Genomic DNA, 13,840 nt, shown 5'->3' on the forward strand with positions numbered 1-13,840 from the left:
AAAACTATTGGAGGCTTCTTACATGAGCTATAATGATCGTCTGATTCAGGCCAGCTTCAAACAGCAGGTGGACCGTGTTCCCGTGTGGTACATGCGTCAGGCTGGGCGTTATGATCCCGAATATCGCAAGATTAAGGAAAAGTATTCTTTGCTCGAAATTTGCCGTCAACCTGAGCTAGCAGCTGAAGTTACACTCATGCCGGTACGTAAACTCGGTGTGGATGCGGCTATTTTGTATTCCGATATTATGAATCCGGTTGCTTCCCTCGGTATAGATTTTGATATTGTTAAAAATATTGGACCTGTTATAGACAATCCAATCCGCACGGCGGCAGATGTGGATCGTTTGCGTCCCATTGATGTTGAAGGAGACCTGTCTCATATACTTGAGACGATTCGAATTCTGGACAAGGAACTGGATGTACCCCTGATTACGTTTGCCGGTGCACCTTTTACCATCGCCAGCTATTTGATTGAAGGCCGTCCTTCCAAAGGGTACATACGGACCAAAACGATGATGTACAGTGAACCGGAAGTATGGCATAAATTAATGCAAAAACTGGGCGATATGGTGATTACATATGTCCGTGCACACATTGCGAATGGCGGCAAGGCATTCCAACTGTTCGACAGCTGGGTAGGCGCGCTTTCGCCAAACGATTTTAGAACGTATGTGTTGCCGACGATTACTCGTATCTTTACCGAATTATCGGATTTGAATGTACCGAAAATTTATTTCCCGGGTGTGGCTTCTGGTGAATTGCTGCCAACCCTGCATGATCTGCAAGCCGATGTGATTGGGCTGGATTGGAGAGTATCGATCTCCGAGGGACGTAAACGACTGGGCGGAAAATTTGCTGTGCAAGGTAACTTGGACCCTTATGTGCTGACTGCACCGATGGATCTGATCAAGCAGCATGCCAAATTGATTATTGACGAAGGTATCAAGGAGCCAGGGTATATTTTCAATCTAGGGCATGGACTATTTCCTGAAGCATCTTTGGAAAAATTAAGAGAACTCACTGCGTATATTCATGAATATTCTGCTGAAGCATTGAAGACTGGGGTGACGGTTACAAATGACTAATACGGTAGGTGTACTGGTGATGTCGTATGGCACACCTGAGAATATGGAAAGTATTGAAGCGTATTACACACATATCCGGAGAGGACGTCCGCCTGAACCGGAACAACTGAAGGAACTGACCGACCGTTATGAAGCAATTGTTGGGGGCGTATTCCCTCTTCGAGAAAACACGGATAATCAGGTTAAGGCCCTCCAGGAGACGTTAAACAAGGACGAGCGTTCCAATGAGGTTGAATTCCGTTGTTATCAAGGGCTGAAGCATGCGTATCCGTTCATTGAGGATGGCGTGGAACAGATGGCGAAGGATGGAATTCAGACCGCAATAGGTATCGTACTGGCACCACATTTCTCCACGATGAGTGTAGGGAGCTACATCAAGCGTGCTCGTGAGAAAGCAGAAGAATTGGGTATCCAGATGTCCTTTATTGAGAGTTACCACCTGCATCCGAAATTGATCCAGGCTCTCTCCACACGTGTTAGTGCCAAATTGGATGCTTTCGAGGAAGCGGGAGCCAAACGCGGAGATGTACGCGTGCTGTTCAGTGCACACAGTCTGCCTGCACGAATTGTGGATATCGGTGATCCATATCCGCAGCAACTGCTGGAGACTTCGGAAGTTATTGCTTCCCGTTTAGGAATTACCAACTGGCAGTTTACGTGGCAAAGTGCGGGACGGACGGCGGAGCCATGGCTGGGCCCTGATATTCTGGACACGCTTCAGGAGCTTGCTCGTGAACAGGTAGAAGATGTACTTGTAGCACCGATTGGATTCGTATCGGATCATCTGGAAGTGCTCTATGATCTTGATATTGAGGCCAAAGCGATTGCCAAAGAGATCGACATGCGCCTCATGCGTATCGATTCTCTCAATAGCGACCCGCTTTACATGGAAACGTTAAGTGACGTCATTATTAGCCAATGGCAGCAAGGAACGGATGTTTAATGGAAGACCATAAACGTCGTGTTGTTGTTGTCGGCGGAGGTCTGACCGGCCTAAGCGCGGCATTTTATATCCGGAAGCATTACCGGGAAGCCGGGATCGAACCTGTAATTACCCTGGTTGAGAAGAGTTCTTCCATGGGTGGCATGATTGAGACGCTACACCGGGATGGATTTGTTATCGAGAAGGGGCCAGATTCTTTCCTTGCCCGCAAAACGGCGATGATTGACTTGGCTAAAGAGCTGGAAATCGATCATGAACTGGTCAGTCAAAACCCGGAATCCAAAAAAACGTACATCATGCAGCGTGGCAAGTTACATCCCATGCCGGCAGGACTCGTTCTAGGTATTCCGACGGAGTTGAGACCGTTTCTGAGAAGCGGTCTTGTATCTCCGGCAGGCAAGCTGCGGGCATTAATGGATTTTGTCATCCCTCCCCGTCGCACAACGGAGGATGAATCGCTCGGCTATATGATTGAGCGCCGCCTTGGAGCGGAAGTGCTGGAAAACCTCACTGAGCCGTTGCTTGCGGGTATCTATGCAGGTGATATGCGACGATTGAGTCTTCAGGCAACGTTCCCGCAATTCGGAGAAGTGGAGCGGGATTACGGTAGTTTGATCCGGGGGATGATGACTGGCCGCAAACCGGCAGAGACTCATACGGGAACGAAAAGAAGTGCTTTTCTGAACTTCCGTCAGGGCTTGCAGAGCTTTGTTCACGCGCTTGTACATGAATTGCAGGACGTGGATCAACGTCTGAACACTTCGGTGCAATCCTTGGATGTTCAGACTGGAGAAGCGGCCAGATATAGCATTCAACTGGATAACGGCGAGCACCTTGAAGCAGATGATGTAGTCATTACCGTACCTACGTATGTTGCATCCGAACTGCTACAGCCCCACGTGGATACAACGGCTCTGGATGCGATTAACTACGTATCGGTAGCGAATGTGGTGCTAGCTTTTGAGAAAAAGGATATCGAACATGTATTTGATGGGTCTGGTTTCCTCGTTCCGCGTAAGGAAGGCCGTAATATTACAGCATGTACTTGGACATCAACCAAGTGGCTGCACACCAGCCCGGATGACAAAGTACTGCTTCGCTGCTATGTTGGTCGTTCTGGAGACGAACAGAATGTGGAACTCCCGGATGATGCATTGACGGATCTGGTACTCAAGGACTTGCGTGAAACAATGGGCGTAGAGGCCGTTCCGATCTTCTCGGAAATTACTCGGCTTCGCAAATCCATGCCACAGTATCCGGTAGGTCATCTAGAGCAGATTGCAGCACTTCGGGAGGAACTCGGCAGCAAATTGCCGGGGGTATACATTGCGGGTGCAGGTTATGAAGGGGTAGGATTGCCTGACTGCATTAGACAGGCAAAAGAAATGTCCGTTCAAGCTACGCAATTAATTGCTGCAAAATAATTAACGTACATGGCTGTCTCGAACGTAGAGTTATTCTACAGGGGAGACGGCCTTTTTTACGCTATAAAGTGAAAAGTAAAGATAAGTGAACTCTTTCAATGTTTACAGTTCCAAGGAATTATGGAAATCCAGAATATGCCTGATATAATATGATAAGGATTGCTGTGAAGAAGAAGAGGAGTTGCCTATGTATCCCCCAAGATCAAAACGAAGTGTACAGAAGAAAAAAGTAAAACGTGCTCGCAAACGGTTGGTCTGGATCATTAATCTGGTATTGATCGTGGCGATTGGACTCGTCTGCCTCTATTACGCAGTAGGTATGAAGGAACAGCAGGCGGACCCGGAAGTGAAAGAAACGATTGTGAATCAGGAACCTGTGCATGAAGAGGGGTCCAAGGGTGGTAACCAGGTAAGTTCACCTGATACGGATTCGGAGGCAAGTAATACTTCGGATGAAGGATCGGATGGTTCTGATGAAAAGGTAACTGAAAATTCCGACGATAAGTCGGGTGAGAAAAAAACGGATGCTGCAAGCTCCGAGACAAATGGGAAAACAGATACAGCAACGAAAACACCGACCGATAATTCTGCTTCTTCCGGCTTAAAGGGGAGCGAAGCTGGGGCGACACAGCCATCTAATTCGGCGAAGGATGTAACTATTAACTTTGTTGGGGACATCCAGTTCTCGGGCAAAGTTGCTGAATTGTTGGATAAGAACGGGTATGATTATCCCTTCTCGAAGCTTGGAAACCTGTTCAAGAACGATGATCTCACGATCGGCAACCTTGAAACGCCTGTAACTCTTGGTGGGACTGATGCATTGGATAAAACCTATGTATACAAATCTTCGCCAAAAGCGCTCGCAGCGATGGCTTCAGCAGGTTTTGATGCGGTGAATCTGGCCAACAATCACATCCTTGATCAGGGCGTTGAGGGTCTGGTCGATACACTGGCGTACCTGAAGGAATATGGTATTGCACATACTGGTGCGGGAATGAACCAGGATGAAGCTTATACACCAGCTTATCTGGAACGCAAGGGCATGAAAATTGCATTTCTGGGCTTTAGCCGGGTAGTACCGAAACCCAGTTGGAAAGCGGAAGGTAATCGAGCAGGTGTTGCCGAAACCTACGATTCTACAGGTGCAGTCAAGGCGATTCAGGAAGCCCGTCAAAAGGCTGATCTGGTCATTGTTGTTGCACATTGGGGAGAGGAACGGGTCAGCACACCGAATAATGATCAGACTCGACTGGCACATGAATTTGTAGATGCCGGAGCCGATCTGGTCATAGGCGGTCATCCCCATGTCTTGCAAGGGGTGGAGTACTACAAAGGCAAGTGGATCGCATATAGTACAGGCAACTTTATTTTCTCGAAATCAACGACAGAGGAAACGTGGAAAACAGCGATTTTTCAGGCGAACTGTAGTAAGGATGCCAAATGCAGTATGAAGGTTATTCCTTATGAGGCTGCGCTGGGTCAGGCGATTCCGATGCTGGACGAAGCTAATAAACTGCTGCTGGAGCAGATGACGCAGCTTTCACCAGGTATTCGTTTTGATGCGAATGGAGTTGCGTCGCCAAGTTAAGATGCATTTTATTTAGGAGGGGATGGAATGAACAACCTTTGTGTAGCGCACCGTGGATTTTCGTCCATTGCACCAGAAAATACGATGGCTGCATTTCTGCTTGCCATGGAACAACCTGAAGTTCAGTGGATGGAGCTGGATGTACAGTTGTCGCGTGATGGTGTTCCGGTGGTTATTCATGACTTTACGTTGAATCGGACAACCAACGGTAAAGGACTCGTTCGAGAGACGGATTGGTCAGATTTACAGCAGCTGGATGCGGGATCATGGAAAGGAAAAGCCTATAAAGGGGAGCGCGTTCCCGCTCTTATTGAAGTGCTGGATCGTTGCTGTGGCAAAGTTCGCTTGAATATCGAACTGAAAACGCAAGGAAACATGTACCCTGGTCTGCCGGCAGCGGTTATTCATGAGGTAAGGAAAAGACATATGCAGCATGACGTGGTGATCACTTCGTTTGAACCTACGGCTCTGGTTGAAGTTAAGAAACTGGCCCCGGAGTTCAAAACGGGATTGATTATTGATGCACGCCCAGGTGATCTGGCAGCAGTTCTGCGACAGATGAATTGCAGTTTTCTTTCGATCGGATACACGAATGTGGACAAATCGCTGATGCGGGAAATGCGTAATGAAGGTATTCAGGTGATGGCCTGGACCGTGGATGACAAAACCATCATGAAGCGGCTCGCGGCGATTGACCCGGAGTTGATGTTATGTACGAACCGGCCTGATGTATGGGAACAGGCTTTTCAGGAAACGAGCAGCCGATTTTTCAGGCCATAAACTCCAATTTTTTGAATAGCAAAAATATGATATGTACTTATATAATAAAAAAATGAATATGCTCCAACTACGCTAATGAATCCGATAAAGGTGGTCGTAAACCGATGCTGACAAACATTCGCAATGTATATTGTGTAGGACGAAATTATAAACTTCATGCAGAAGAATTGGGCAACGCGGTTCCGGATGAACCGATGATCTTTATGAAGCCTTCCCATGCGGTCGTGCCCTTGAATGGCGATACGCTTCAATTGCCTGCTACAAAGGGCGAAGTACATTATGAGGCTGAGCTTGTCGTTCAAATTGGCCGGGGCTATGAGCCGGGTATGACTGTGGATGAATTGGTTGACGCGTATGCATTTGGCATTGATTTTACGTTACGTGACGTACAGACGGTCATCAAGAAAAAAGGGCATCCGTGGACAGCAGCCAAAGGGTTCAAAAACTCCGCTCCGATTACTGCATTCCAGACATTTCCTGGTGCTCAGGCTCTTCTTGAAAAAGACTTTACACTCACCAAGAACGGTGCCGAAGTCCAACGGGGCAATATTCGTAACATGATCTTCAGCCTTCAGGACATTGTAGATTATGTAGGCCATCATTACGGCCTGGGGCCTGGAGATGTCATCTTCACAGGCACACCAGAAGGGGTTGGACCAACGGTAGCAGGGGATGTGCTTGAACTGGCCTGGGACGGCGAATCCTTGGGCAAATGCACGATTGCAGCAGCAGTTCAGTAAGCATCATACATCATAGAACCTGCCTACTTAGAGTATATATGAAATAGGTGAGGGGCGTCTCGACGCTCCTTTTTGGCATGCCTTATTCTCTGCCATATCAGAGGTAAAACCTTTCATTTATGTCAAGTTGTAGGCAGTGTTAGCACTCTCTGTAACCAATTCTTCCAGTTCACTGCTTTGTACTGCGTGTTGCTCCTGACTAATACTCCCACTTGCGAGTCGTTGATCTAATTGCTCCTTAAGCTGCCTTATTTGCAATGCGACAACCTCGTTGAAGTCACCATGATTTTCGTCCGCAATCATTCTCAGCGATTTACCCGCATACAGATCCTGCACCAAATCGTCTTCTGACTGTTGATTCAGAGCACTCAGCAACTCATCTCCGCTCTCGTCTTTGGTATCTATGTTAACGATGGACCATTTAGCCAAGGGGATAGGGGATATAGCTGATCTGCCCCAAGCTGTTCCGGCGAAGGACATGGTGACAACCATTGTTCCTACAATTATTACGCGCTTCATGTTCATGTGTGTCATCCTCATTTCAATGGTTAAGTACGAGTTAAATCGCAACTGGTCTTGATGTAACGTTCTGAAGATAGTGTAACCGGGAAAGCTGAAGTGAAACTTAAAACCGGATAAGTAATCTAAATATGAGGGATAACGAACGGTGAAAAACATTTTAAATTCACACTTGACAGGTTGGGTTAGTCGGTTATATGATGAACTCAATTATTTTAACACTCATTAAATGAACAGTGAAATAAATTGAATTGAAACGAGCTGATTGGATCACCAAAGGCTCCCGGGACTACTCCACTATGGAATTGTCCACGGGAGCCTTTTTTCATATTTGCTGCCGTTTCAGTTAGACAGGGAGGATGAAATGAGCAATAGGGACTGGGACGCGTTGGAAAAGACAGATTGGTTGTTTCGTAAAATGGTCAGACGATTCGTGAAAGAACGAGATCGCATATCGGTAGAGGGGGTCAGTTTACCGGGCATGCTCATCCTGCACAAAATCATTCGTGAAGGGGAACAGCGGTTGGGGGATTTGGCTGAACAACTGGACTTTACTTCAGGTGCCATCACAGCTTTAACAGACAAGTTAGAGAAAAAGGGGCTTACAATCCGCAGGCGCAAGGAAGATGACCGCCGGACGGTTTTGCTGGACATTACTGCCAGTGGACGGGAGATGTTTGCTCGAAACAGCAATATCGGTGCCCGATGTATCACGCTTCTGTTTGAGGGCTTTACGACGGAGGAACTGGAGCAGCAAAGCCAATTTTATGAGCGGGTGATAGCGAATCTGGAGGGGTTCTCGGATACGTTGCTGGAATTGGCAGAGAACAACGGGAAGCAGGAACACGATCCGTCCACCGAAAGTGACCCTGAACAGAAGCAAAGGGAGAATACCGGGAAGAGCAACTATCTCAGTTATTAACGTTTGATCAGATAGTGCAAACAAACAATCCAAGGGAGAGATGATCAACATGGGACATTCAACAATATATCCAACCGGGGCAACTGTATATAACCCTGATAAGGCGTGGGGTGGTTTTACCGTTTATCAGGCAGGCGAGGAAGGTGTTGTGCTGATTGATATGAATGGTAAAGAGGTTCACCTATGGAAAGGACTGCTGGGCTTTCCGGCCAAGGTCTTTCCTGGCGGCTTTGTATTGGGCAGCACGGGCCGAAGAGATCCGAAGTTCGGTATCCAGGACAACGTCGATTTGGTTCAGGTGGATTGGGATGGCAATATTGTGTGGAAGTACAACAGCTACGAACACATCGAAGATCCGGGATATGAGCCGCTGTGGTACGCTCGTCAGCATCATGATTTCCAGCGCGAAGGCAATCCGGTAGGCTATTACGCCCCTGGGCTTGCACCAAAGACACAGAGCGGGAAGACACTGATTCTTGCTCATAAAAATGTGAATAACCCATCCATTTCGGATAAGCCCTTGCTTGATGATGCGATTATAGAAGTCGATTGGGAGGGAAATGTTTTATGGGAATGGCTGCCAAACGAGCACTTTGAGGAGTTGGGATTCGATGAGGCCGCCCGTAATGTTCTGTTCCGTGACCCGAACACACGCTCATTTGGACATCTCGGTGGTGGTGTGGGCGATTGGCTACATATTAATTCAGCTTCTTATGTTGGTCCAAACCATTTCTATGAAAATGGAGACGAGCGGTTTCATCCCGATAACATTATCTGGGATGCCAGAGAAGCAAATATTATCGCAATTACCGACAGACAGAGTGGAAAGATCGTGTGGAAACTGGGACCGGAGTATTCGTTGCCTGAAGTAAAGCATATTGGCACCATTATTGGACAGCATCATGCACATATCATTCCCAAAGGTTTGCCTGGAGAGGGGAATCTGCTGGTGTTCGACAATGGGGGCTGGGCCGGTTATGGACTACCCAATCCAGCTTCTCCATACGGCTTGAAACATGCCGTTCGCGATCATTCACGGGTGCTAGAGATCGATCCGGTGACCCTGGAGGTCGTTTGGCAATATACATCGGCTGAAGCGGGATTTTCCGTACCGACGGATTCCTATAAATTTTATAGCCCGTATATTAGCTCCGCTCAGCGTTTACCTAACGGCAACACCCTGATTACCGAGGGCTCCAATGGCAGACTGTTCGAGGTTACATCCGAGTATGAGCTGGTTTGGGAATATGTTTCCCCTTATAAGGATGGACGGAACACTAATATGGTCTATCGTTCGTATCGCGTGCCTTATCACTGGGTACCACAGCTGGAGAAGCCCCAAGAGGTTGCCATTGAAGCCATTGATGTTTCCGTCTACAGAGTGCCGGGAGCAGCGCCCAAAGGTTCTGCATCCGTTGTAAGTGTTGAGATAACACTGCCGTTTGTTGAAGGTGCAGCCTGCGTGGCAACGTCAGATGAAGGCAAGTAAGGTGGCGAAGAGCGACGAACAATGATTAGAACGAATGGGGTGCATATTGTGAAAAAACCATCCACCTTAACGGGTGCCTTAATAATGCTCTTATCCATAGTATTGATATTATCGGGATGTTCTGCAAACGAAACGTTTACCGAAGCCAAGGGCGCTCCCGGCATAGAGGCCAAAAAAGTAAAAATTCGGATCGCAGATACAAGTACTAACCCAATGTTCAGGGTAGCCATCGCCAAAGGTTTCTTTGCAAGCCGCGACATTGATGCAGAAAGCATTACGTTTGGTTCGCCGGCGGAAGGTGTAAATGCCCTTTTTATCAAGCAGGTGGATATTGCCTACGGAGCTGACTTTCCTGTATTAAACGCTTTGGCGAAAGGGGAATATTCGGTCGTTGCTTCCGCAGGTCAGGCTACGAATGAAGCAGCAGCTGCGTGGAAGCTGTATGCCAAGAACGATATTCAAAGTGGGGCTGATCTGAAGGGTAAAAAAGTAAGTTTTATCCGTGGTACGTTTATTCCTTATTTGTGGGATGAATATTTGAAGGATCAGGGATTGGAACTAAGTGATGTGACCCAGGTGGGTCAGGGAGCATTTGACGAATCCTACATTGCACTAAAGCAGGGCGATCTAGATGCCACATGGGTCATTGGTTCCGCTTTGACTGATAAATTTGATGCGCTTGAAGGGGTACATCAACTCACCGATATGTCCCAAACTCCTGTACGCCTTGGAATGGGGCTCGTAGCAAGCAATGAGTTCATCCAGACGAACCCTGAAACGGTGAGTGGTTTTCTCTCGGCGCTGAATGAAGCCTCCGTGTATGCTCAGGCACATCCTGAAGAGGTTGCGGACCTGATGTATAAGGAAACCAAGCAACCCAAGGAGGCTACATTGAAGGATCTGCCGATTAATCCATGGGAAGTTGGATTTACACAGGCTGCCTATGGCAGTCTGGCAGGGCAGAAGCAATATATGGTGGATAACGGAATCATCGCACAGGATTTTGATCTCGATAGCAAACTGAACCTGGAGCTCTTGAAGCAAGCACTGCCAGATAAAGTGACTTATAGCAAATAACTCGCAAATTGCATTGGAGGTGTTCTCATGTCCTTACCTGCAGATCAGCATACGATTCGTATCGAGCAGCTTCGGAAAACATACAATGCCCCCACCCATGGGGATGTACACTATATTATCAAGGATGTCGATCTGGTCATCAAGGGAGGAGAATTCTTTGTTCTGCTCGGTCCTAGCGGCTGTGGCAAGTCCACGCTTCTAAATATGATTGCAGGCTTTATCTCCAAGTCGGGCGGACAGCTCAAGGTGGATAATAAGGAGATCGACAGGCCGGGCAAGGATCGGGCCATGGTATTCCAGCAGGCTGATTCTTCTCTCTTCCCGTGGCTTACCGTTAGGGAGAATGTGGAGTTTGGACTTCGGATGTCCAAGGTGCCGAAGTCTCAGCGTCGCACGATATCAGACCGATACATCGAGCTTGTTGGACTGGGTAGTCATGAAGCCAAATTTCCGAAGGAACTGTCAGGTGGCATGAAGCAGCGGGTGCAATTGGCCCGGGTGCTAGCCAACGATTCGGCCATCCTGTTAATGGATGAACCCTTTGGAGCGTTGGATGCAATGACTCGGCGTACGATGCAGAAAGAGCTGGTGAATATTTGGCAGGAAACCCACAAAACTGTTATTTTTGTCACCCATGATATTCAGGAGGCACTCTTGCTGGGTCAGCGGATCGGAATCATGTCAGTCGGTCCTTCTTCCAAGATAACGGATATTTACGACAACGCTCTTTCTTATCCGAGGAACATGGCCTCAACGGAGTTCAACACCCTACATGACCGAATTCAAAGCCATTTTGAAGAATAATTGAGGTGATAGTAAAATGAGATGGTTGGAGAAAAAGTGGGTGTCTATCCCTCTACTGTGGGTAACAGTTATTCTGATTTGGCAGCTTGGTGCCATGCTCTATGGACCAGACGTGATTCCCGGTCCGTGGGATACGATTCTTGGTGCTCGCGAACTGATTGCAGACGGTACACTGATGCAGTATATCGGAATTAGTTTTACACGTGTGCTTGCGGGTTGGGTACTTGGAAGCGTGATAGCTATCCCGGTAGGGCTTATCATCGGCAAGGTTCATATGATTCGGCTGTTTGCCGAACCATTCCTTAATTTTATTCGTTTTATCCCGCCGATCGCGTTTATTACCTTATTCCTGGTTTGGTTCGGCATTGGGGAGCAATCGAAGATTGCACTCATCATGTATGCAACGTTCTTCATCGTTGTGCTGAATACGCTGACAGGTGTACTCTCCATTGAAGAAGACAAGATCCGTTCAGCCCGCAGTATGGGAGCAAACGAATGGCAGATTTTGTTGCATGTCGTTGTGCCGGCGACCACTCCGTATATTTTCACGGGAGTGCGACTGGCGATGGGAACTTCCTATATGGCTATAATCGGTGCAGAGATGATCGCTTCGAATGAAGGCGTGGGTTATCTAATCTGGAATTCCCGATTATTCTTTCGGACGGATTGGATCTTTGTCGGCCTGATTTCCCTGGGGTTTATGGGCTTTCTCACCGATCGGTTGTTCAATTGGTTTGGTCGCAGCGTACTCTACCGTTATGGTGTAATTGGTAGGACGAAGCGGGTCTGAACTGGAACTTGAGGTGAGGTAATCTGAACCCTTGGTCAAACGGAAGTAGAATCACATATACCAGTTTTATCGCAGTATCAGTACACCTGATTTGGTAGCTTTCAAAGTTGCCGAATCAGGTTTTTTGTATGCTGGCATAGGCAGTTTCGGCATTGGGATCAAACCGTGGTATAATTGAATTTCAAAAATATAAAACGTCATGTGGGCCATAGATGTTGCCACATGCAGGAGAACTTATGGACTGGATTATTGGCGCGGTATGCGCTTTTATTGTGGCGGGTGCTGCTTACGCGAAGAAGTCGCTAACCCTGTCCGGCTGCCTGGCGGCTGTGATGATGGGTACGATATATTACGGAGCGGGCAACCTGTTCTGGTTTGGAACACTGCTGTTGTTTTTCATTACCTCAACGCTGTTCTCCAAATTTCGCAAGGATCGCAAACAGGAGCTTGAGAAATCGTATGCCAAGACAGGCAATCGTGATGCGGGACAAGTCATGGCTAACGGTGGAATTGGCATGTTTCTTGTTCTGGGGAACTGGATCCTTCCACACCCGGCCTGGATGTATGCTTTTATTGGTGTCATGGCTACCGTTACTTCAGATACATGGGCAACCGAGTGGGGAAGTCTCAGCCGTAAGCCGCCACGCTCTGTCGTGACGTGGAAGGTGCTTACTCCAGGTACCTCTGGAGGTGTTTCGTTACTTGGGACATTGGCTGCTGCCATAGGCGGAGCTTTAATTGGCGTAGGGGCGTTCTTCTTTTCCTGGATTGCCGGGATCGGAGGTTTGAGTCTGCTCAGCTGGACGTGTGTCGGCCTTGTAGGCGGATTGGCAGGAGCTTTTGCCGATTCCTATCTGGGCGCAACGGTTCAGTATATGTATCGTTGTACCGTGTGCGGACGTGAAGTCGAGGTAAGTGAACATTGTGGACACAAAACGGTTCGATCGCGTGGCTGGTCTTGGATGAGTAATGATCTGGTGAACGTGCTCAGCTCGGCGATCGGCGGAGGTTTGGCGATCGGTTTGGGTATCATTTTGGCGTTGTAGGGAGGGAGTGCATTTGAGCACTGTGCAGGGAGACAAATCGGAGGCTATTTTGGATGCAGCTTACGGTATTTTCGGTTCAAAAGGATTCTATGAGACGAAAATGTCTGATATTGCGGACGAAGCAGGCATCGCGAAAGGCACCATTTATTTATATTTCAAAAACAAGGAACAATTATTTATTGCCGTATCCAAGCGGGACTGCAACGGTTTTATCAGTCGCCTTGATCATGCATTGAACTCACATCTGGGTACTGGGGATAAGCTTGGTGCGATCGCCAAGACTCACCTTACGTATTATTATGAGCGCCGCAATCATACCAAGTTGTTTTTTATGGCACCCAATAATGATCCGGACCTGATGAAATTCATGAAGGCATTTATGAATGAATATATGAGCATGGTGCGTGAGGTATTAGAGAATGCTGGCGTACCTGAGCCTGTGCTGCTCGCTGAAGCTTATATCGGGATTCTCGACCGGCTAAAGATGGACATCATGCTGAATCCGGAGTTTAACGAGGAACATCTGAACAAACGAATTGCCTTTGCAGCAGCTCTGTTTCTGGACGGATGTCGTTCCTTTTTGCAAGTATAAAGAGAGTGTACGGATGGCTATTAGATATTGAATTTTAAT

Annotated in this window: 14 protein-coding genes; 13 read left to right on the forward strand and 1 reads right to left on the reverse strand. The window is 47.7% G+C overall.

Features of this window, described 5'->3' with window-relative positions:
* The first annotated feature begins 22 nt into the window (after positions 1-22).
* The 6 genes from hemE to AMS66_RS26345 all read left to right on the forward strand — a co-directional run bounded on the left by hemE (position 23) and on the right by AMS66_RS26345 (position 6,562).
* The gene (hemE, locus tag AMS66_RS26320; RefSeq protein WP_053783608.1) at positions 23-1,087 is read left to right on the forward strand and encodes a uroporphyrinogen decarboxylase; all 1,065 of its coding nucleotides are present in this window, start codon (positions 23-25) and stop codon (positions 1,085-1,087) included.
* Positions 1,080-2,030: a ferrochelatase gene (gene hemH, locus AMS66_RS26325; protein ID WP_053783609.1), complete on the forward strand. Its 951-nt coding sequence runs from the start codon at positions 1,080-1,082 to the stop codon at positions 2,028-2,030. Before hemE ends, hemH begins: the two co-directional genes overlap by 8 nt.
* On the forward strand, positions 2,030-3,454 hold the full coding sequence (hemY, locus tag AMS66_RS26330) for a protoporphyrinogen oxidase (protein ID WP_053783610.1): 1,425 nt from the start codon (positions 2,030-2,032) through the stop codon (positions 3,452-3,454). The genes hemH and hemY overlap by 1 nt, the downstream gene beginning before the upstream one ends.
* Before the next feature lie 187 nt (positions 3,455-3,641).
* A complete protein-coding gene (locus AMS66_RS26335) occupies positions 3,642-5,042 on the forward strand; it encodes a CapA family protein (RefSeq protein ID WP_053783611.1) in 1,401 nt (466 codons plus the stop codon).
* Positions 5,043-5,069: 27 nt separating this feature from the next.
* Positions 5,070-5,822, forward strand: coding sequence for a glycerophosphodiester phosphodiesterase (locus AMS66_RS26340; protein ID WP_053783612.1), 753 nt, complete (start codon positions 5,070-5,072; stop codon positions 5,820-5,822).
* Positions 5,823-5,926: 104 nt separating this feature from the next.
* On the forward strand, positions 5,927-6,562 hold the full coding sequence (locus AMS66_RS26345; protein WP_053783613.1) for a fumarylacetoacetate hydrolase family protein: 636 nt from the start codon (positions 5,927-5,929) through the stop codon (positions 6,560-6,562).
* A gap of 117 nt (positions 6,563-6,679) precedes the next feature.
* Here the strand turns inward: AMS66_RS26345 and AMS66_RS26350 are convergent, their stop codons facing one another.
* Complete coding sequence (locus tag AMS66_RS26350) at positions 6,680-7,081, reverse strand: hypothetical protein (RefSeq protein ID WP_236703635.1); 402 nt, start codon at positions 7,079-7,081, stop codon at positions 6,680-6,682.
* A gap of 364 nt (positions 7,082-7,445) precedes the next feature.
* Between AMS66_RS26350 and AMS66_RS26355 the strand changes: the two genes are divergently transcribed.
* The 7 genes from AMS66_RS26355 to AMS66_RS26385 all read left to right on the forward strand — a co-directional run bounded on the left by AMS66_RS26355 (position 7,446) and on the right by AMS66_RS26385 (position 13,801).
* A complete protein-coding gene (locus AMS66_RS26355; protein WP_053783615.1) occupies positions 7,446-8,003 on the forward strand; it encodes a MarR family winged helix-turn-helix transcriptional regulator in 558 nt (185 codons plus the stop codon).
* A 49-nt stretch (positions 8,004-8,052) separates the two neighbouring features.
* Positions 8,053-9,492, forward strand: coding sequence for an aryl-sulfate sulfotransferase (locus AMS66_RS26360; protein ID WP_053783616.1), 1,440 nt, complete (start codon positions 8,053-8,055; stop codon positions 9,490-9,492).
* Between the two features lie 21 nt (positions 9,493-9,513).
* Entirely contained in the window at positions 9,514-10,569 is a 1,056-nt protein-coding gene (locus AMS66_RS26365) for an ABC transporter substrate-binding protein (protein ID WP_144424614.1), read from the forward strand.
* A gap of 27 nt (positions 10,570-10,596) precedes the next feature.
* On the forward strand, positions 10,597-11,373 hold the full coding sequence (locus AMS66_RS26370) for an ABC transporter ATP-binding protein (protein ID WP_053783617.1): 777 nt from the start codon (positions 10,597-10,599) through the stop codon (positions 11,371-11,373).
* Positions 11,374-11,389: 16 nt separating this feature from the next.
* Positions 11,390-12,163: an ABC transporter permease gene (locus AMS66_RS26375; RefSeq protein WP_053783618.1), complete on the forward strand. Its 774-nt coding sequence runs from the start codon at positions 11,390-11,392 to the stop codon at positions 12,161-12,163.
* 236 nt (positions 12,164-12,399) lie between these two features.
* Entirely contained in the window at positions 12,400-13,209 is an 810-nt protein-coding gene (locus tag AMS66_RS26380; RefSeq protein ID WP_053783913.1) for a DUF92 domain-containing protein, read from the forward strand.
* Positions 13,210-13,222: 13 nt separating this feature from the next.
* The gene (locus tag AMS66_RS26385; protein WP_053783619.1) at positions 13,223-13,801 is read left to right on the forward strand and encodes a TetR/AcrR family transcriptional regulator; all 579 of its coding nucleotides are present in this window, start codon (positions 13,223-13,225) and stop codon (positions 13,799-13,801) included.
* The last annotated feature ends 39 nt before the right edge of the window (positions 13,802-13,840 follow it).

The sequence above is a fragment of the Paenibacillus xylanivorans genome (assembly GCF_001280595.1).
Taxonomy (GTDB): Bacteria; Bacillota; Bacilli; order Paenibacillales; family Paenibacillaceae; genus Paenibacillus; species Paenibacillus xylanivorans.